This is a genomic window from Brucella pseudogrignonensis (genome assembly GCF_002252525.1).
Taxonomy (GTDB): domain Bacteria; phylum Pseudomonadota; class Alphaproteobacteria; order Rhizobiales; family Rhizobiaceae; genus Brucella; species Brucella pseudogrignonensis.
In genome coordinates this window covers 43,077-61,362 of sequence record NZ_NNRM01000052.1, presented here as the reverse complement: position 1 = coordinate 61,362, position 18,286 = coordinate 43,077, and the positions used below count along the sequence as shown (strand labels likewise).

The window sequence follows — 18,286 nt, the reverse complement described above, 5'->3', positions numbered from 1 at the left end:
ATGTTGACGATCAGTGGACTGACAAAATCATTTGGCAGTGTTCATGCTCTCAAGGGCGTGGATCTGGAAATTCGCCCGGGCGAAGTGGTTGGACTTGTGGGCGAAAACGGCGCGGGTAAATCCACGTTGATGCGCATTCTCGCTGGCACCCAGCGCCCTAGCACTGGCACAATCACCCGTAACGGAAAGCCATTTGCCGTCAACTCGCCGCAACAGGCGAATGAGCAGGGCGTCGCCATGGTGTTTCAGGAGCAGTCGCTGCTGCTGAACCTCTCCATCGCGCAGAATATATTTCTAGGACAAGAACAGCGTTTTATCCGTTTTGGTCTTGTTAACTGGCGCAAAATGAATGAAGTAGCCGCCAAGCACTTGACGCAGGTCGGTATTCATGCTGATCCGGCGACGCTTGCAGGTGATCTCTCATTTGCCGAGCGTCAGATGGTCGAGCTTGCGAAAGCGCTGTCATTGGCGGATCGCGTCGAAGGCGATCTGATCATTCTGCTTGATGAGCCGACATCGGTTCTGGAGCAATCAGAAATCGATATTCTGTTTGATCGTGTTCGGGCGCTCAAATCACGTGCAAGCTTTGTCTTTGTTTCGCATCGCCTTGATGAAGTGCTGGAAATCAGCGACCGCATCTATGTGATGAAAGACGGGCAGGGCGTTGCCACGATGGATGCGGCGGGCGTCGATGGTGCTGATCTTCACCGGATCATGGTGGGCCGCGAAATGCACACCGAATATTATCTGGAGTCTGAGCAAACCGAACCGAGCGACAATATTGCGCTCGAAGCGCGCAATCTGTCCTGTACGGGCAAATATCACAATGTCGATCTGTCGCTTCGCGAAGGTGAGATACTTGGAATTGCCGGTGTCATTGGCTCTGGGCGAGAAGAACTTATCCGTAGTTTCTTTGGCTTTGAGACACCAACGTCGGGTGAGATGCTTCTTAATGGCAAGGTGGTTAAACTCGCCAATCCTACCGAGGCTGTGGCGCGCGGCATAGGGTATATTCCTAGCGAACGCAGGCTCGAAGGCCTCGTGATGATGATGCCGATTGCCTCCAACATCACGCTATCGCGTCTTGATGTTGTGGAAGGCCCGATTGGTATTCAGCATAGCCGCGAGACGACACTGGCTGAAGATTGGATCAAGAAACTCTCGATCCGTGCGCCGGGGCCTCATGCTCTGTGTCAGGCATTGAGCGGCGGTAATCAGCAGAAGGTCGTTTTGGCCAAGTGGCTGACGGCAGGCTCCCGCATTCTCATCCTAGATCATCCAACGCGCGGCGTGGATGTGGGTGCGAAGGAAGAAATCTTCCGCCTGATGCGTCAGCTAAGCCGCGAGGGTTATGCGATCATCCTTATCGCCGACACTCTCGAAGAGACTATCGGTCTGTCGCACAACATTCTTGTCATGCGTGATGGAGAAGTCACCGCACGCATTCCCGCTTCGACAGGCGCAAAGCCGTCGCAGGTGCAACTGGTCGAGCACATGGTGTGATTATGAACGAGAAAACCGCTCTCCCCAACGTTTCAGGTGCATCTACATTGTTTACTGCTGCACAATTACGTCAATATGCACCGCTCGGCTTTCTGGTCGTTATGGTGGTGCTCATTTCGGCCTATTCGCCGGGCTTTGCCAGCGTCAATACCGGTTTGATTTTGCTCGCAGATACTATGGCGCTGTTCACGCTTGCCGCTGGTCTGTCCTTTGTCATCGTAATCGGTGGCATTGATCTGAGCCTGCCAGCGGTGGCTTCGCTTGCAAGCGTGGTGACGGCCATGCTCTTGCCTGAAGTCGGGCTGTTGGCCTTTCCAATCGCGCTTCTTTGCGGGGTTGGTGCCGGATTGTTCAGTGGCCTTGTGCATGTGCGTCTGAAAATTCCCTCCTTTATCGCAACGCTTGCGACGGGCGGCGTGGTTTCAGGTATTGCACTTTATCTTTCCAAAGCGCGCAGCATTGGTATCAGCGCAGCTGATCGTCCAATGCTCAACTGGATTGCCGGTACGACGCTTGGTGTTCCAAACATCATTCTGCTTGGCCTGCTGATGTGTCTCATCGGTATTTACATCCAGCGCTATACCCGCTTCGGGCGCTATTGCTACGCCATCGGTGCTGGCGAACCCGCTGCAATTGCTGCCGGTATCCATGTGGATCGTCAAAAAGTCTGTGCGTTCGTTTTGTCTGCTCTCTTTGCTGCGGTTGCAGGCGTCATGCTGGCAGCGCGCATGACCAGCGGTTCGCCAACAGGTGCCAGCCAGTTGCTGCTTCCAGCCATCGCCGCAGTCCTCGTAGGCGGTACGCCAATTACTGGCGGACTTGGTGGTGTTGGGCGCACACTGGTCGGGGCGCTGATCGTGTCGGTCGTGCGCATTGGCATGACATTTGTCGGCATCGACATCTTCGCCCAGCAGATCGTTTTTGGTGCTGTGCTCATTCTAACCGTCGCTGTCACTATGGATCGCGACAATATCCTCATCGCAAAATAGGCAGCCTTGCGGCTGTATCGCAGGAGTTATTATGGATCTGCAATTAAAGGGAAAGACCGCCGTCATCACCGGCGCGTCGGTCGGCATCGGTTTGGCTATCGCTGAAGGATTGGCCGCAGAAGGCACCAATCTTGTGCTCGTGGCACGCGGTAAAGAACGCGTGGAAGCTGAAGCACTGCGCATCGCTGAAAAGTTTGGTATCAATGCTATTGGCGTTTCTGCTGATATGGCGACTGTAGAAGGCACAGACGCCGTTATCGCCGCCGCAGCTTCCGCAGGTGGTGCAGATATTCTCATCAACAATGCAGGTACTGGCTCCAATGAGACCATCATGGAAGCGCCGGATGAAAAGTGGCAATTCTATTGGGACCTGCATGTCATGGCCGCAGTTCGCCTAGCGCGTGGATTGGTGCCGCAGATGAAGGCTAAGGGCGGCGGTGTTGTGCTGCATAATGCTTCGATCTGTGCTGTGCAGCCGCTTTGGTATGAGCCGATTTACAACGTCACCAAGTCAGCCTTGATGATGTTCTCGAAGACGCTTTCTACCGAAGTCATTGGCGACAATATCCGTGTCAACTGCGTTAATCCTGGCCTCATCCTGACGCCTGATTGGGTGAAGACAGCCAAGCAGCTCACTGCCGATAAGGGCGGAGACTGGGAAGGCTATCTGCAGGATGTAGCCAATGAACACGCTGCCTCCAAGCGTTTCGGCACGCCGGAAGAGCTGGCGCACTTCTTTGTCTTCCTGTGCTCGCCGCGCGCAAGCTACAGCGTTGGTTCGACTTATTTTGTTGATGGCGGGATGCTCAAGACTCTTTAACGGGGTGCTCAAGAATTCTCTACCTGGAGAACAACTCGCCGGAATTGCTCCTACAATTCCGGCACTTTTTTATCTCGAATTCAGATGGGTTGCATCTTGCGCATATCGCTGAGCAAACGCTTCATGCGGTGAATGCGGTCTTGCTCGCCCGTCGGGCGGCGCATGGCAACGCTGGTCGAGAGAATATCGATCACCACCAAAGCGGCAATGCGCGAAATGGTCGGCGTGTACATATTGGTATTTTCGAGTGTTTCGACAATGAGCGAAACATCGCAATAATTGGTAAGCGGCGTGTCCGAGCCAGTCAGACAGATTACCGCTGCACCGTTTTCGCGTGCGATACGGGCAATCTCAATAATGGAGCGGGTGGTGCCAGTATTGGATATGACAAAGGCTACCGCGCCCGGTTTCATCATCGACGCAACCATCAATTGCTGGTGCGAGTCGAGTTCAGCGCCGCAAGGGACTCCAAAAAGCGGGAATTTCTGCTGTGCATCGCGGGCGACAATACCTGACGCGCCGAAGCCAAAAAACATGATTGCATTGCAGTTCGACAGGATATCGATTGCTTTATGCAGCGCATCTTTATCTAGGCGCGACCGTGCCCAGTCGAGACTGGTCATCGTATAGTCGAAGATTTTTTCTGCAACTATTTCCGGTTCGTCGGTTTCGACCAGAACCGAGTGCGTTGCCGGTGTGCCAAGTGCGAGGCTCTGCGCCAGTTTGATTTTTAAATCCTGAAAACCTGTGCAGCCAACTGCGGTTGCAAAACGCAGGACTGTCGGTTGGCTGACGTCTGCAAGCGTTGCGGTCTCGCTGACCGTTGCGTTCATGATACGATGAGGATCTTCAAGCACAACATCGGCGACCTTGCGGTCTGATTTGCGCAATTCAGGTCGCATGGTGCGAATGACTTCAATAATATTGCGGCTGTTGAGGCCACGTGTCTCGCTGCGCCCTTCAATATCCATTCAAAAATCCCTCTCGCGGCCGCGTGTTTCGGCCGCATTCTCAATATGTTACAGCATCAATTCGCAAACCGGAATCGGTTTTTGACAAATATTCAATAGGTTAGGGCGCGACTTACAAAAGCTAGGTTTGTGCGCGCTCTATGAATAGCGACGTCATTCGTTGCCTTAACTGCAGAGTCAATGTTTTCCGGTGCTTCGGTGTTGAAGTCAAACATACCGTAATGATGGGCGATCATGTCTGTGCATTGAAGTGTTCGTGCTAGCATAATCGCTTCTACAAGCGTGAAGTTGCCCGGAACGCCATTGTTCGAGAGTTCGGGTTTGCGGCCATTTACCGGTAACAATGCTACATCGGGATTGTAAGCGGCAACTTCGGCTTCCAAGCCTTCATAGGGAATACAGTCGCCAGAGTGCCAGATGCGTAAAGCACCGCAATCAAATACATAGCCTAGAAATTTGTGGTCGCCGTTTGTGTCGGTTTCTAGTGTTTCGTGGGCGGCGCGAGTTGCTGTGATTTTGATCGATCCGAGTTCGTATGCTTCTCCCGCATCAATCAAAGTCATACGGTCTTCTGATACGTCTGAGCGGATAAGGGCCTGTTCTTTCATCGCGCGAGGGCTAAGCAAAATTGCATTTGGATTTTGCTTGAGAAGTGTCGGCAAAGTGCCGGGGTCCATATGGTCCGTGTGCGCATGCGTACATGCCACCAGATGGACATAATGAATGCCATCGGGTGAAACCGGCGGCGGCATCATGCGTATATGTGGGCGCGGTGTGCCTTTGTATTTTTCGGCCAAACTATTAGACAGATAAGGGTCAATGACGATGCGCTTTTCGTGTGCTTCGAGCGCAAAACCCGCTTGCCCCAGCCAGAAAAGGCGAATGCCGGGTTGCGGCGGTTTACGCAGATATTCTTCCAGTGGAAGGGTCTCAGCGATTTCCTGCAAACATCCCGGCATATCGAAGTCCTTAATTCTTTAACGCAGCGACTAGATTGTCAGCAGCAATTTTGGTGGCTCTGTCAACGCTTTCCGCAGTGAACCCGCCAATATGGCTTGTTGCAATAACGGCTGGGTGCGAGGCAAGGTCCAGTGACAAAGGCGGCTCTTGCTCGAACACATCTGTTGCGTAATTTGACAGTTGCCCGCTGTTGAGAGCGTCGATAATCGCTTGATCATCTACCAGCTTCGCGCGGGCAGTGTTGACGAGGATAAGCCCTGGCTTTGCAGTCGCAAGTCGTTCACGCGAAATTAATGTCGAGCCATCACGCGGTGCCGGACAATGTAGCGTCACAATATCGGCCTGAGCGATGATGTCGTCAATTTCGGCAAAGCTGAACTTGTCAGCCGGAAGAGCAAGGTCAGGCTTGAGCGGGTCATAGCCCAGCACCTTCGCACCAACTGCCACCAACATACGCGCAACTTCGCGGCCGATCGCGCCGCAGCCGATAACGCCAACGGTGCGACCACGAATTTCGATGCCACGCTGACGGGGCCAGCCACCGGCCTTGATGCCCGTATCAGCTTGTGGAATGGAGCGTAGTGCGCTGAAGATTAGGCCTATGGCCAGTTCTGCAACGCCGAGCGAATTCGCACCTTCTGCAATCAGCACCTTGATACCGCGTTCGGTTAGAAGTTCGACCGGCAAATTATCGGTCCCAACTCCATTGCGGCTGATGGCTTTGAGCGAACGTGCCGCTTCGATGACGCGCGGCGAGACGGGCTCCACACCCGCCAGCCAACCCGAAACATCGCTTACAAGACGCACAAGTTCGTCCTCGTCGGGCGTTTTTCCCGGCGTGGAATAGACGATTTCGAAGCCTGAATTGCGCAGGCTTTCGATGTGTGGATGCGGCTCGGCAGTAAGCGAGCGCGGCGTAACGAGAATACGCTGTGCCATCATTACCGTCCTGCCGCCTCAATAGCGATTTCCGAAATGCGGTCGAAAGCAGGACCGCTTGTTGGAATGTCGATATGGAAGACTTCCGCGATCACCTGCGTCCAGCCGTGGATGAAGTAGGTCCAGCCATCCACAACTTGCAGCGACTTTTCCTGTTCTTGCGCGCGCGCCTGAGCAAGGAAAACGAGATTGCCACGATAGTTGAGATCCCAGACGACTGACTTTTCCGGGAAAATGGCCGCATCAGACAAAGGCGAGCCGGGCGCATCTTTGCCGAGGCCTGTCGCATTGATGATGAATGAACCGGGCTTGAGGCTGTTAAGCACAGCGTCATTGTCTTCCGGGCGTGGAGCCAGAATATATTCAACTGGAACGTCGCTGGCGACTTCTGAGTGAATACGCTTGATTTCATCAAGGCGATGCTGACTGCGGTTAGACACAATAATGCGACCCGGCACATTTTTACCACGCGACTGACGCATCAGGTGCCATGTGATTGCAATGGTTGAGCCACCTGCACCCATCGAGAAAAGATCGGCGTCGGTACGTTCGAAATAATCTGCACCAAGGAAACCGTCGATAGAAAGACCTGAAGAAATCGGGTCTTTAGCATGACAGATAAGCTTGCCGTCTTTTTTGGAAATGCAGCTTGTTTCGTCCATAAGTAGCGCGTGCGGATCGATCACATCGAACATATCGCGGCAAGCATGGAAGAGATCAATCTTGTGCGTGGTGACAAGCGCGCCCATCGAAAGCGGGTCGTTGCGAATGAATTCAACCGCTTCACGATAGGCTTCCGGGTCATCATGCAGCTTGAAATCGATGCCCTTGATCACAGCGTCTTTAAGGCCAAGATATTCAGCCCAAGCCGGAAAAACCTTCATGATCGAGCTTTTGCCGGTGGTGACGCCGATGAAATAGAGTGTCGGCTGGGTGGCTGGCTGATACTTGCTCATGCGCGCTTCTCCAGAGCTTCGCGCGCCACTTTCACGGCGCTGGCGGCATTCTTCTTGATTTCGTCAAAGCGGCCTTCGCGAATGTCTTCGGTCTTGGCGATCCATGTGCCGCCAACGGCCACGACTTGTTTGATCGCAAGCCAGTCGCCGATTGTGCCTTCTGTAACGCCACCGGTCGGGATGAAACGCACGCCAAGATGAGCGAATGGTGCTGCAATGCCGGAAAGTGCTTTCGGTCCGCCTGCAACACCCGCCGGGAAGAATTTTGCCAAACGCACACCCTGCGCGGTCGCAAGTGTCAGGTCGGTTGGTGTCATGATGCCGGGGCAGAATGGCAGATTGGCCTTGGATGCAGCATCAACGACGCGCGGGTCGTAGCCCGGTGCCAAACCAAAACGTGCGCCGCTTTCGATTGCTTTATCAAGATTGGCTGTGTCAAGAATCGTGCCCGCGCCAATGCAAAGTTCAGGACGTGCATCGCGGATTGCCGCCAGAACATCTGCCGCGGCTTCGGTACGGAACGTGATTTCAGCAACCGGCAAGCCGCCTTCGAGCAGTGCATCGGCCAGAGGAACGGCATCTTCGACGCGCTCAATCGCGATCACAGGGACGACGCCAAGGCTGGCGATTAGGTCAATAGGATTGCTCATGGCAATATCCTTCAAGTTGAATTTTCAGGCGTATTCGCGCATCAGCGCATCGACGGTCGCTGCATCGCGCGACTTGTAATTCGGGTTTTCGATCAGCTCCCAGCCGCCGTCTGCCTTGGCGATCACGCGATGGCGCATCCCGTTCGACTTCTCGATGATTCCATAGTCCTGCCCGCTGTCGGACGGATAGGCGAAGACCATAACGAGGTCGGTATCGCCTATATTGATCGAGCGATGGATCCAGAATGGCGGCACGTAGCAGATTGTCTGTGCCTTGATCTCAACGATGCGGGTTTCGCCTGCGGGCGATTCGAGCTGCATCAGTCCGTGTCCGCTCTGTCCGTAGTAAATTTCCGGACGATCAGCCTTGGCATGAATATGACCGCGGGTAAGAAAGAACTCGTTTCCAACGCGGCCCGGATTCATGCGGGTAACACCATAGATCAGGTCACCGCTATGGCTGCCGGGCTTGAAGTCCTCGACATCGTAAACAACCGTATTTCCATGCGTTTCGCGCAAGACTTTAAAAGCTTGTTCGTCACCATAGAGACCAACAAGGTCATTCAGGCGTTTTTCGTAGCGGCCAGTATTGCCGCTCATGCCGCCAGATTTCGGATCGACCACGCTCGCTACAGGTTCGCGTAACATTTATTCCTCCATTTAGTAGTGAAATTACATAAAATATGATATGAACACAATCAAGTGGGTAATTTCGGTTATATATTGGTAAAAACGTTACGAAATTGCTGTTAATTTTGTTGACGTAGAATTTTTGTGTAATTATGCTACCCAAATACGACATAAGATCGGTAGGAGCCGATCCATATCCAGGAGGAGAAGCCCGTATGCATTCTTTGAAGTCCGTCACGCTGAAATTATCGCTGGCCGTTGCCACGTCTTTTGTCGCGCTTGCCGCCGCGCAGGCTGCTGATTGCAAGATTGGTATCTCGATGAAGACGCTCGATGCGCCTTATTTTGCAGCGCAGGAAGTTTCGGCGAAGAAACGCGCGGAAGAGCTGGGTTGTGAAGTATTGACCGCCGACGGTCAGAATGATCTCAACAAGCAGGTTTCGGACGTTGAAGATATGGTTGCGCAGGGCATCAATGCGCTCATCATCAATCCACGCGACAGCAAGGGCCTTGTTCCAGCTGTTAACGCTGCGACTGCTGCTGGCGTAAAAGTTTTCGTGGTTGATTCCACGCTTGATCCATCGGCCAATTTCGTAACGCTGGTTCAGTCTTCTAATGCCAATAACGGTCAGCTCGTTGGTCAATGGCTTGCAAACCAGACCAAGGGCAAAGATCTCAAGATTGCTCTGATTTCCGGCGACAAGGGCAATGAAGTTGGTCAAGAGCGTCGTCTTGGTGTGCTTGCAGGTCTCGTTGAAGGCCAGTTGCGCAACGAAGGCCGCGTCCGTTTTGAAGTTGTCGGTCAGGGCTGGGGCATGTGGAACAACGAAGGTGGCCTGAAGGCTATGGAAGACCTTCTGACCGCAAATCCGGACATTAATGTTGTCTTGGGTGAAAACGATTCAATGGTACTTGGTGCACGCAAAGCATTGGAGCAGTCCAATCAGCTCGACGGCGTTGTTCTCGTTGCCGCAGCCGATGGCCAGAAAGAAGCCATGGCGATGATCAAAGAAGGCAATTACGGCGCGACCGGCCTTAATGATCCAGCACTTGTAGCTGCAACCGCAGTTGATCTAGCGAAGAAGGCAATCGATGGCGCGCTGCCAGCCGATACCTCAAAGATCACCTATACAACACCAGTCGCCATCACCAAGGATAATGTGGACAAGTATTACAAGCCAGACGCTGTATTCTAAGAATGCCCGCCTTCATAATGCAGCCGGTCTGGTACTTAAGCATCGGCTGCATTATGGGAATGCCTGAGGAGGCCGGCGAGACTGATGTTATGTGTCAGTTGTGTTCGTGAAAGCGGTCGTATTGAGATCATTTCTTCCGGGCTAAAATGAAATACGGGTGGAGCGTCCTGGATCTTGACGATCTGGAATGATTGAAATGGAAAATCTTGTAGAGCTGACGGGCATAGCGAAGTCGTTTGGCGGCGTTCATGCACTTCGTGGTGTCGATTTTTCGCTCCGCGCTGGTGAGGTTCATGCCTTGCTGGGTGAAAATGGTGCTGGTAAATCGACGCTGATGCGCGTTCTCGGCGGTGAATTTATCCCGACCCGGGGCACGGTCAAGGTTGGCGATGAAGAGCAGCATTTTCGCGGGCCGATGGATGCTATGTCCAAGGGCATTGCCGTTATCCATCAGGAAATGGCGCTGGCAACGGACCTGACCGTTGCTGAAAACATCTTCATGTGGATGTTGCCTTCGGTCATCTCATGGCCGGAACTCAACAAACGCGCAAAAGAGCTGATTACCAGTCTGGGTTTTTCCATTTCACCAAGTGCTATTGTTGGCGATCTCCCGATCGCACATCAACAGGTCGTTGAAATCGCCAAAGCTTTGTCGCGCAATGCGCAAGTGATGGTGTTTGACGAGCCGACCGCAGTCTTGTCTGCACGCGATGCAAATCGTCTGCTTGATATCATCCGTACACTGCGCGAACGCGGCGTTGGAATTATCTATATCTCGCATCGCCTTGATGAAGTGTTCAGCATTGCTGATCGTATCACGATCATGAAGGACGGCGCTTCTGTCACCACCACAGAATGTGCATCCGTGACCGTTGACGATGTAATTCGTCTTATGGTTGGGCGTCCGCTAAAGGCGCTTTTCGGCGAAGACGTTGAACGCAAGGTTGGTAATGAAGTTCTGCGCCTTGAAGAACTCTCCGATGGCTCACGCATCAAGGGCGTGTCGCTGACGGTCAAAGCTGGTGAGATCATCGGACTTGGCGGTCTGGTCGGGGCAGGGCGCACGGAATTGATGCGACTGGTCTTTGGTGCAGAACGCGCGAAATCCGGGCGTATTTTCATTCATGGCAAAGAAAAGACCATTCGCAATCCGCGTGATGGTGTGAAGGCTGGTATCGGTCTTGTGCCGGAAAGCCGCAAGGATCAGGGCTTGATCCTTGATTTCCCGATCCGCGTTAATTCCACCATGGCAAAGCTTTCGCCTTTGGTGAACTTGTTTGGTTTCGTGAAGGCGCGCGCCGAACGCTCTACGGTCGAAACGCTTTCAAAGCGTCTGCGTCTTAAAGCTGGCAGCATCGAAGATCCGGCATCAAGCTTGTCTGGTGGCAACCAGCAGAAAGTCGTTCTCGCAAAGTGGTTTCATGCCGATGGCGATGTGTTGATTTTCGACGAGCCGACCCGCGGCGTCGATGTTGGTGCAAAGACAGAAATCTACTCGCTGATCAAATCGCTCGCGGCTGAGGGCCGGGCGGTTGTGGTGATCTCCTCCGAGCATCTTGAGCTTTTCGGTCTGTGCGACCGGATTTTGGTCATGCGTGAAGGCGCGGTGACAGGCTCGTTGCACCCAGAGGAATATTCCGAAGAAAATTTGCTGAAGCTTGCCATGGTCAATACGGCCAGCACTGAGCCTTCTGCATTAGCTAATTGATTGGGTAAAACCGTGACCGAAGTTGTTGAAACGCCGAAGAAAACTTTCAATGCCGGAGCTCTTCTTAATCGTTATGGCACCGTGGCCATTCTGATTGCAGTTCTGATCGTGGCTACTTCCTTGTCTAATGTCTTCCTGACAGAACGCAACATCATGAACGTGTTGCGTCAGGTGGCAGGTCCAAGCCTCATGGCAGTTGGTATGTTGTTTGTTATTCTGACACGCGGTATTGATTTGTCGGTTGGTTCTGTGGCTGCACTTGGCAGCGTGTTGTCCGCAATCCTCATTCAGCAATATGGAACCGGAATGGCTATCGGCGGTGTGCTGTTGGCCGGTGCTGCCTGTGGTCTGGTTTCTGGTATTCTGGTTGCCTATCTCAAGCTGCCGCCTTTCGTGACGACGCTTGCCGTTATGACCATTGCACGCGGTCTTGCGTTCATCTTCTCGTCCGGTCAGCCGATCATGATGGGCGATGCTGGTTCTGCCGTAACCGCGTTTGGTTCGGGTACACTTGGCAGTGTGCCGTATCCGGTCATTCTTATGATCGTTGTGTTCCTGATTGCCGGTGCGGTTCTGACCTTCACCCGTTTTGGTCGTCTGGTTAAGGCAATTGGTTCTAACTCCGAAGCTGTTCGCCTGTCGGGCATTTCGGTCTCTTATTATACGCTTTCGGTTTACGTGATTTCGGGCGTGCTTGCCGCCGCTGCGGGTATCATTTCGACCAGTCGTACTGGTATTGGTTCGGCCAATATCAGCGTCGGTGCAGAGCTTGATGCAATCGCGGCGGTTGTTATTGGTGGCGCAAGCCTGATGGGTGGTCGCGGCGGTGCGTTCAACACTTTCATCGGCGTTATCATTCTTGGCATTATCGCCAATATGATGAACCTTGCCCGCGTCCCGGGTTATCATCAGCAGGTCTTCATGGGCTGCATTATTATCGGCGCGATGCTTCTGCAATATGCATCAACCTGGCTGCGTAAGAACTAAGCCGATTATATCCTCCTCCAAACCCGATGACGTGTTCCATGCCAAATGAACTCTCACTTGCAATCGACGTCGGAACGGGCAGCGTGCGCGCTGCCCTCATGGATGGTCGTGGCAATGTCGTTGCAGTAGCTGCCCGTGAACACGAGCAGATCGTGCCGCAATTTGGCTGGTCGGAACAGCGTCCGGCGGATTGGTGGCAGGGCGTGGCCGCTTCTATCCGCGATGTGTTGGATAAGGTTCCAGACGCTCGTGATCGGATCATAGCCGTTGCTGCATGTGGGCAGATGCATGGCACAGTTCTCGTTGGTGATAAGGGCGAATTGGTTCGAGATACCGCGCCTTTGTGGAATGACAAGCGCACCGTTGATTATGTAACGGCCTTTGAGGCAAAACACCGCCCGGCAGATTATCTTGCGCACAGCGCCAATCCAGCGGCACCTTCATGGCCGGGTTTCAAGCTGCAATGGCTGAGGGATCATGATGCGCAGGCCTTTGCTCGGACTGCGGCCGTTTTGATGCCGAAGGATTATATCAATCTGAAGTTCACTGGTGAAATTGCGATGGATCGCAATGATGGCGGCGCGAGCTTCCTCATGGACCCGCGTACCGGCGACTGGTCGCAGCATATGGTTGATCTGCTTGGGCTTGAGCGCAAGCAACTGGCACCATTGCGCAATCCCACGGAAATCCTTGGTACTATCACGGCAGAAGCCGCACGCGAGACAGGTCTTCGCGAGGGTACGCCAGTTTTGGTTGGCGGTGCGGATTATCCTGTTGCCTTGCTCGGCTCCGGTGTATGCCGTCCGGGTGTCGGCTCCGAAGTTATGGGGACTTCTGCAATCATCACCGCGATTACTGAAAAGCCTTTGCTTGATCCATCCGTTTGCAATGTCGGCACGGTGGAAGGCAATTGGGGCGCGTTCATGCTGCTGGAATCAGGCGGCGATGCTATGCGCTGGGCGCGCCGCGCTTTTCATGACAAGCAGGTTTCCTATGAGGAAATCGTCGCAAAAGCCGCAGAAGCGCCTGCCGGTTCCGAGCGTCTATTCTTCATGCCATATCTTGCCGGCGAACGCCTTGGCGAACATCGTAATGCGCGGGCACAGTATTTTGGTATCGGCGCTGCACATGGCATTGAGCATCTTCACCGTTCGGTGCTGGAAGGCGTAGCCTTCGCCGTCAAACGGCATATCAATATTCTCGACAGCATTTCCGGTTCCAAGCTTGAGCGCGTGATTGCCTCCGGCGGTGGTGCGAAGACGGAGTTGTGGCTGAAAATCAAAGCCAGCGTCTATGGCATTCCGATTCTTGTGCCGAAGGAAGCGGAATGCGGTCTAGTTGGTTGCGCGATCATGACGGCGGCAGCAACCGGACGTTATTCAAGCGTTGAAGATGCTGCCGATGCGCTTGTACAATATTCGACCGAGATCAAGCCCGCCCCGCAATGGTCAGAGATCTATGCGCCGATGCAGGCCTTCTTTGAGAAGCTCTATATGCATAGCCAGTCGCTCTATGACGATCTCGACAGGTTGCCGCAATGAGTGCACGCGCAGTTCTTTTCGATATGGATGGCACGCTCGTTGATAGCGAGCCATTTCATTATGAAACGCTTTTAGAAGCTATAGCGGCCTTTTCGGGTGTGGTTCCGGATAATTTCGAAAACCGCGTAACCGGCACAACCATTGCCGATTGCCACGCCCTGCTGCGGAACGAGACCGGCTTTACGGCTGATCTCGATGCGTTCGTCACAGCGAAATATGCAGCTTATGTCAGTGGGGCAATCCGGTTGAAACTGCGCCCCGGTGCGGCGGAAGTACTGGCCTATCTCGATAAGGCCGGCATTCCTTACGCCATTGTTTCCAATTCGGACCGTATGCTCATGGATGCAAATCTGCGTGCAGTCGGGTTGCAGCGTCCTGATTTCATAAGTGTATCACGCAATGATGTGCGCGAGGGCAAACCTTCGGCGGAACCCTATTTGCGTGGGGCCTATCTGCTTGGTGTCGAGTCTTCGCAATGCATCGTTGTTGAAGATAGCGTGCCGGGTGCTCATTCAGGTCTTGCGGCAGGCATGACCGTTATCGGATGGCCAGAGCCGCATCGCACCGATCTTATTTTTCCAAATGGTGTTCTAATCGCCGATCCTGAAAACCTTCTTTCCAGTTTACAGCCGCTTTTAAGCGCGGTTGTCCAATAGCAAGTCAGACAAGGATAGCATTTCCATGTTTCTCGAAAAGTTCAGAATTGACGGCAAGATTGCAGTCGTCACAGGTGCCGCGCGCGGCATCGGCCTTTCTGCCTCTGAGGCGCTGGCAGAAGCTGGCGCGAAGGTTGTGCTCACCGACATGAGCCAGGAACTGCTGGACAAGGCTCTGGCCGAGCTATCCGCCAAAGGTTACAGCGTTGAAGGCGAATTGCTGGATGTGACTGATGTTGAAGGCGTTCAGCGTGTGCATGATGCGGTTATTGCGCGTCATGGCCGCGTCGATATTCTCGTCAACAATGCCGGTATCGCGATCAGCAATCATCCAGCCGAGACAATGGCAGATCACGTCTGGAACAAGGTCATCGACGTTAATCTCAACGGCGTATTTTGGTGCTGCCGCGCGTTCGGTAAGACGATGCTCGAGAATGGTTCGGGCAACATTGTCAATGTTGGTTCCATGTCCGGTTTTATCGTCAACCGTCCGCAGGAACAGGCAAATTACAACGCTTCCAAGGCCGCTGTGCATCATTTGACGCGTTCGCTGGCTGCTGAATGGGGTGCGCGTGGCGTTCGTGTTAACTCGGTCGCGCCGACTTACATCGACACCGAAATGAACAAATACGTTTATGACGATCCTGAAATGTACCGCCATTGGGTTGGCGGTACGCCAATGAACCGCCTTGGCCGGACGGATGAAGTCGCGTCTGTCATTCTCTTCCTTGCAAGCGAAGCATCGAGCCTCATGACTGGCTCGATTGTTCTGGCCGATGGAGGCTATGTATGCTGGTAAATGCAGCTTCAACCGTGCGCGGTGCACGTTTTCCGGGTCGTTATATTCAGGGCGCTGGCGTTATCGCGCGTCTTGGCGAAGAAGCTGCAAGCTTTGGCGACAAGGCTGTTGTTCTTCTCGATAATGGCATTTTCGATATTCTAAAGCCAAAGGTCGATGCAGCTTTCGTATCTGGTCCAGAGGCGCGTATCGTTCGCCATGGCGGCGAATGCTCGGAAAGTCAGATTGCGGCACTTGTGGCGCAAGCCCGTGAAGCCGGTGCAAAGGTCGTTATCGGCGTTGGCGGCGGTAAGGCGCTTGATACGGCAAAGGCTGCTGCACGCGATCTTGGCCTTCCGTCGATCATCTTCCCGACAATTGCAGCATCTGATGCACCGTGCAGTGCGCTTGCCGTCGTTTATAATGACGATGGATCGGTGGCTTACGATACCTTCCTGCCAAGCAACCCTAATCTAGTTTTGGTTGATACGGCGCTGATTGCACAGGCACCTGCACGCTTCCTCGCTGCCGGTATAGGTGATGCGCTTGCAACCTTCTACGAAGCGGACTCTTGCCGTCAGTCGGGCGCTTTCAACTGCATGAAGATGCAGGGCGTGAGCCTGGCCTATGAAGTTGCGCGTTTCTGCCGCGATACAATCTTTGAGTTTGGTGCAGCATCGCTCAAGGAATGCGATGCCAAGCAGGCCGGTCCTGCGATGGAGCGTGTGATCGAAGCGAACATTCTGCTTTCCGGCGTTGGCTTTGAGTCCGGCGGCGTTGCAGCAGCCCATGCTATCCATCATGGTCTTTGCGAGTTGGATGATGTTCATCATCATCTGCATGGCGAAAAAGTTGCCATCGGTGTTCTCGCTGGCCTAAAGCTGCACGGCGCAGAAGAAGAATTTCAGAAGGTACGCGAGTTCTGCCTTTCCGTACGTCTTCCAACGCGTCTTGCCGATATTGGTATTGAAGACGCGACGGACGAGAAGCTTGAAATCGTTGCCAAGCGCGCCTGCCGTGCAGGTGAAATCATTCACAATGAGCCGATCAAGGTAACGCCGGACATGGTCGTCGCCGCACTAAAGCAGCTTATCTAGCATTTATCGGGAGGTTATCATGCAGGAAGTTATTTCGTCTTTCGCCAAAGACCTGTTTGCAGGCAAGCGCGTGCTGGTTTCGGGCGCAACGAGTGGTATCGGTCTTGAAATCGCACGCGGCTTTGCGGCGCTGGGCGCTTCGGTTGCCGCAAGCGGCAGCTCTGTCGCGAAGATTGAAAAGGCGGAGAAGGACGAAGCCAATAAGGGCATTGAGTTCTATGAACTCGACGTGCGCAGCAATGACAATGCTATTGCATTTATGTCAAAGCAGCCACGTATTGACGTGCTGGTCAATGCACAGGGCATCGCGCGTGACCAGACCGAATGGGAGAATGACGTTTTTAACGACGTCATGGACGTCAATCTGAACAGCGTCTTCCGCCTGTCTATGGCGGCATATCCAAAGCTGAAAGAAAGCAAAGGCTCGGTTATCGCGATTGCTTCGATGCTGAGCTACCTGGCCGACGCTGGTGTGCCATCTTATACCGCGAGTAAGACAGGCATTCTTGGCCTTACGCGCGTTCTGGCACATAAATTTGGTCCAGACGGTGTGCGCGTCAACGCAATCGGACCGGGCTATCATCGCACGGATATGACCCGCGCTCTTTGGGAAAATCCGGCAACAGAGCTGCCAATAGCACAGCGTTCAGCCTTAAAACGTTGGGGTGAGACCGACGATCTGGTTGGTGCGGCACTCTTTCTTGCTTCGCCTGCGGCAAACTTCATCACTGGCGTTACACTGCCGGTTGATGGCGGCTTCCATAGCGGCTAATTTTATTTATTGAATTCAAAACGCGACCGAGCTTTCAGCACGTTGAAGCTTGGTCGCATTTTAAGTTTGCGATCAATTTTGATTTTACACCTTTCGTCTCGCCACTGTCTGGCGCTCGATCAGTTTGAACCCAACATCAATTAGTGACGATGCGGCTGCCGATATTTCTTCGGTATCGCTTTTTTCAAAAAGATTAAGTAACAATTCACCTGTTTTCACACCAATCCCAACAGCATCGACACGTATCGTTGTCATTGCCGGAACGCACTGACGCGCAATATCGAAGTCGCCGAACCCCATCAATGATAGTTGATCGGGCACCTTAATACCGCGACGATGGCATTCCATAAGTGCACCAAAAGCCGAAATATCCGAAACTGCGAATACAGCTTCCACATCTGGTGCGCGCTCTAGCAGAGTTGATATGGTCCGCGCGCCGTGATCATGCGAAACAGGTGCTGTTCCTTCACGCACTATTAGTTCATCGCTCACTCCCGCCTCACGCAACACGGAGGCAAATCCCATCAATCGACTTTCGCCGCGAAGATCTATAGCGTCCGCGTCTGTACGAGAGCCAAGTGCCCCTATGCGACGATGGCCAAGTGATAAAAGATGGCGTGCGGCGGCGCGCCCAACTTCATAGTTAGAAAAGCCTACAGAATGATCGATTGGCTTGTCGGGTTTCCCCCATATTTCGACGATCGGAATATCGGCACGCAACAGCATTTCCGTGGCAGCTTTTGTATGGACCGTACCTGCAACTACAATTGCATCAGGACGTCGTTCAAGCATCGCTCGAATAATACGCTCTTCTTCCTCGAGCTTATACATCGTAAAGCCGATAAGCAGCTGATAACCTTTTGGACGCAACGACTCTGCAAGTCCCTGGGCGGTATCCGCAAAATTGGAGTTGGTCAGCGTCGGTAGAATGGCGGTGATGAAATTCGTACGCCGTGATGAGAGACTGCCGGCAACTCGGTCTGGTACATAACTTAGCTGCTCGATAGCTTCCATCACTCGCTTGCGGGTAGCTTCAGATACCAGTTCCGGATCTGCAAGAACGCGCGAGACAGTCATTTGCGATACGCCTGCAAGACGTGAGACATCTCGCATAGTTGCTTTTCTAGGGGGCG

The 18,286-nt window shown here is 53.4% G+C and carries 18 protein-coding genes; 11 read left to right on the top strand and 7 right to left on the bottom strand.

Features of this window, described 5'->3' with window-relative positions; translation table 11 throughout:
- Genes CEV34_RS25055 through CEV34_RS25045 form a run of 3 tightly spaced genes read left to right on the top strand, consistent with a single transcriptional unit; the run spans window position 1 to window position 3,312 of the window.
- The gene (locus CEV34_RS25055; RefSeq protein WP_007880089.1) at window positions 1-1,503 is read left to right on the top strand and encodes a sugar ABC transporter ATP-binding protein; all 1,503 of its coding nucleotides are present in this window, start codon (window positions 1-3) and stop codon (window positions 1,501-1,503) included.
- Between the two features lie 2 nt (window positions 1,504-1,505).
- Complete coding sequence (locus CEV34_RS25050; protein WP_051064007.1) at window positions 1,506-2,492, top strand: ABC transporter permease; 987 nt, start codon at window positions 1,506-1,508, stop codon at window positions 2,490-2,492.
- A gap of 31 nt (window positions 2,493-2,523) precedes the next feature.
- On the top strand, window positions 2,524-3,312 hold the full coding sequence (locus CEV34_RS25045) for an SDR family NAD(P)-dependent oxidoreductase (RefSeq protein WP_007880085.1): 789 nt from the start codon (window positions 2,524-2,526) through the stop codon (window positions 3,310-3,312).
- Window positions 3,313-3,392: 80 nt separating this feature from the next.
- Here CEV34_RS25045 and CEV34_RS25040 read toward each other — a convergent pair whose 3' ends face one another.
- From CEV34_RS25040 to CEV34_RS25015, 6 genes are all read right to left on the bottom strand, one after another.
- Complete coding sequence (locus CEV34_RS25040; protein ID WP_007880084.1) at window positions 3,393-4,283, bottom strand: SIS domain-containing protein; 891 nt, start codon at window positions 4,281-4,283, stop codon at window positions 3,393-3,395.
- Between the two features lie 92 nt (window positions 4,284-4,375).
- Window positions 4,376-5,230, bottom strand: coding sequence for an MBL fold metallo-hydrolase (locus tag CEV34_RS25035; RefSeq protein ID WP_039860970.1), 855 nt, complete (start codon window positions 5,228-5,230; stop codon window positions 4,376-4,378).
- A gap of 22 nt (window positions 5,231-5,252) precedes the next feature.
- Window positions 5,253-6,185 carry a phosphoglycerate dehydrogenase gene (locus CEV34_RS25030; protein ID WP_007880079.1) on the bottom strand — a complete coding sequence of 311 codons (933 nt, stop codon included), beginning with the start codon at window positions 6,183-6,185 and terminating at the stop codon, window positions 5,253-5,255.
- The gene (locus CEV34_RS25025) at window positions 6,185-7,138 is read right to left on the bottom strand and encodes a shikimate dehydrogenase family protein (RefSeq protein ID WP_007880077.1); all 954 of its coding nucleotides are present in this window, start codon (window positions 7,136-7,138) and stop codon (window positions 6,185-6,187) included. The genes CEV34_RS25030 and CEV34_RS25025 overlap by 1 nt, the downstream gene beginning before the upstream one ends.
- Window positions 7,135-7,788 carry a bifunctional 4-hydroxy-2-oxoglutarate aldolase/2-dehydro-3-deoxy-phosphogluconate aldolase gene (gene eda, locus CEV34_RS25020; RefSeq protein ID WP_007880076.1) on the bottom strand — a complete coding sequence of 218 codons (654 nt, stop codon included), beginning with the start codon at window positions 7,786-7,788 and terminating at the stop codon, window positions 7,135-7,137. Before eda ends, CEV34_RS25025 begins: the two co-directional genes overlap by 4 nt.
- A 24-nt stretch (window positions 7,789-7,812) precedes the next feature.
- Complete coding sequence (locus CEV34_RS25015; RefSeq protein ID WP_007880075.1) at window positions 7,813-8,436, bottom strand: glucose-6-phosphate isomerase; 624 nt, start codon at window positions 8,434-8,436, stop codon at window positions 7,813-7,815.
- A 206-nt stretch (window positions 8,437-8,642) separates the two neighbouring features.
- Between CEV34_RS25015 and CEV34_RS25010 the strand changes: the two genes are divergently transcribed.
- The 8 genes from CEV34_RS25010 to CEV34_RS24975 all read left to right on the top strand — a co-directional run bounded on the left by CEV34_RS25010 (window position 8,643) and on the right by CEV34_RS24975 (window position 17,153).
- The gene (locus tag CEV34_RS25010; RefSeq protein WP_039860978.1) at window positions 8,643-9,614 is read left to right on the top strand and encodes a sugar ABC transporter substrate-binding protein; all 972 of its coding nucleotides are present in this window, start codon (window positions 8,643-8,645) and stop codon (window positions 9,612-9,614) included.
- A gap of 196 nt (window positions 9,615-9,810) precedes the next feature.
- Complete coding sequence (locus CEV34_RS25005) at window positions 9,811-11,322, top strand: sugar ABC transporter ATP-binding protein (protein WP_039860977.1); 1,512 nt, start codon at window positions 9,811-9,813, stop codon at window positions 11,320-11,322.
- A gap of 12 nt (window positions 11,323-11,334) precedes the next feature.
- Window positions 11,335-12,309, top strand: a complete 975-nt coding sequence (locus tag CEV34_RS25000; protein WP_039860975.1) for an ABC transporter permease — start codon at window positions 11,335-11,337, stop codon at window positions 12,307-12,309.
- Between the two features lie 38 nt (window positions 12,310-12,347).
- Window positions 12,348-13,850 (top strand): xylulokinase, encoded by a 1,503-nt coding sequence (locus CEV34_RS24995; protein ID WP_007880063.1) that lies wholly within the window; start codon window positions 12,348-12,350, stop codon window positions 13,848-13,850.
- The gene (locus tag CEV34_RS24990; protein ID WP_007880062.1) at window positions 13,847-14,506 is read left to right on the top strand and encodes an HAD family hydrolase; all 660 of its coding nucleotides are present in this window, start codon (window positions 13,847-13,849) and stop codon (window positions 14,504-14,506) included. The genes CEV34_RS24995 and CEV34_RS24990 overlap by 4 nt, the downstream gene beginning before the upstream one ends.
- Window positions 14,507-14,531: 25 nt before the next feature.
- On the top strand, window positions 14,532-15,305 hold the full coding sequence (locus CEV34_RS24985; protein ID WP_094544743.1) for an SDR family NAD(P)-dependent oxidoreductase: 774 nt from the start codon (window positions 14,532-14,534) through the stop codon (window positions 15,303-15,305).
- Window positions 15,296-16,381 carry a glycerol dehydrogenase gene (locus CEV34_RS24980; RefSeq protein WP_007880058.1) on the top strand — a complete coding sequence of 362 codons (1,086 nt, stop codon included), beginning with the start codon at window positions 15,296-15,298 and terminating at the stop codon, window positions 16,379-16,381. The genes CEV34_RS24985 and CEV34_RS24980 overlap by 10 nt, the downstream gene beginning before the upstream one ends.
- Before the next feature lie 19 nt (window positions 16,382-16,400).
- Window positions 16,401-17,153 carry an SDR family NAD(P)-dependent oxidoreductase gene (locus CEV34_RS24975; protein WP_007880056.1) on the top strand — a complete coding sequence of 251 codons (753 nt, stop codon included), beginning with the start codon at window positions 16,401-16,403 and terminating at the stop codon, window positions 17,151-17,153.
- 84 nt (window positions 17,154-17,237) lie between these two features.
- Here the strand turns inward: CEV34_RS24975 and CEV34_RS24970 are convergent, their stop codons facing one another.
- Window positions 17,238-18,266 (bottom strand): LacI family DNA-binding transcriptional regulator, encoded by a 1,029-nt coding sequence (locus tag CEV34_RS24970; protein WP_007880048.1) that lies wholly within the window; start codon window positions 18,264-18,266, stop codon window positions 17,238-17,240.
- Window positions 18,267-18,286: the final 20 nt, after the last annotated feature.

What these genes read in the sequence shown, in the direction of transcription:
- CEV34_RS25055 (WP_007880089.1), top strand. Translation starts at nt 1, where the DNA reads ATGTTGACGATCAGTGGACTGACAAAATCATTTGGCAGTGTTCATGCT.
- CEV34_RS25050 (WP_051064007.1), top strand. Translation starts at nt 1,506, where the DNA reads ATGAACGAGAAAACCGCTCTCCCCAACGTTTCAGGTGCATCTACATTG.
- CEV34_RS25045 (WP_007880085.1), top strand. Translation starts at nt 2,524, where the DNA reads ATGGATCTGCAATTAAAGGGAAAGACCGCCGTCATCACCGGCGCGTCG.
- CEV34_RS25040 (WP_007880084.1), bottom strand. Translation starts at nt 4,283, where the DNA reads ATGGATATTGAAGGGCGCAGCGAGACACGTGGCCTCAACAGCCGCAAT.
- CEV34_RS25030 (WP_007880079.1), bottom strand. Translation starts at nt 6,185, where the DNA reads ATGATGGCACAGCGTATTCTCGTTACGCCGCGCTCGCTTACTGCCGAG.
- CEV34_RS25025 (WP_007880077.1), bottom strand. Translation starts at nt 7,138, where the DNA reads ATGAGCAAGTATCAGCCAGCCACCCAGCCGACACTCTATTTCATCGGC.
- eda (WP_007880076.1), bottom strand. Translation starts at nt 7,788, where the DNA reads ATGAGCAATCCTATTGACCTAATCGCCAGCCTTGGCGTCGTCCCTGTG.
- CEV34_RS25015 (WP_007880075.1), bottom strand. Translation starts at nt 8,436, where the DNA reads ATGTTACGCGAACCTGTAGCGAGCGTGGTCGATCCGAAATCTGGCGGC.
- CEV34_RS25005 (WP_039860977.1), top strand. Translation starts at nt 9,811, where the DNA reads ATGGAAAATCTTGTAGAGCTGACGGGCATAGCGAAGTCGTTTGGCGGC.
- CEV34_RS24995 (WP_007880063.1), top strand. Translation starts at nt 12,348, where the DNA reads ATGCCAAATGAACTCTCACTTGCAATCGACGTCGGAACGGGCAGCGTG.
- CEV34_RS24990 (WP_007880062.1), top strand. Translation starts at nt 13,847, where the DNA reads ATGAGTGCACGCGCAGTTCTTTTCGATATGGATGGCACGCTCGTTGAT.
- CEV34_RS24985 (WP_094544743.1), top strand. Translation starts at nt 14,532, where the DNA reads ATGTTTCTCGAAAAGTTCAGAATTGACGGCAAGATTGCAGTCGTCACA.
- CEV34_RS24980 (WP_007880058.1), top strand. Translation starts at nt 15,296, where the DNA reads ATGCTGGTAAATGCAGCTTCAACCGTGCGCGGTGCACGTTTTCCGGGT.
- CEV34_RS24975 (WP_007880056.1), top strand. Translation starts at nt 16,401, where the DNA reads ATGCAGGAAGTTATTTCGTCTTTCGCCAAAGACCTGTTTGCAGGCAAG.
- CEV34_RS24970 (WP_007880048.1), bottom strand. Translation starts at nt 18,266, where the DNA reads ATGCGAGATGTCTCACGTCTTGCAGGCGTATCGCAAATGACTGTCTCG.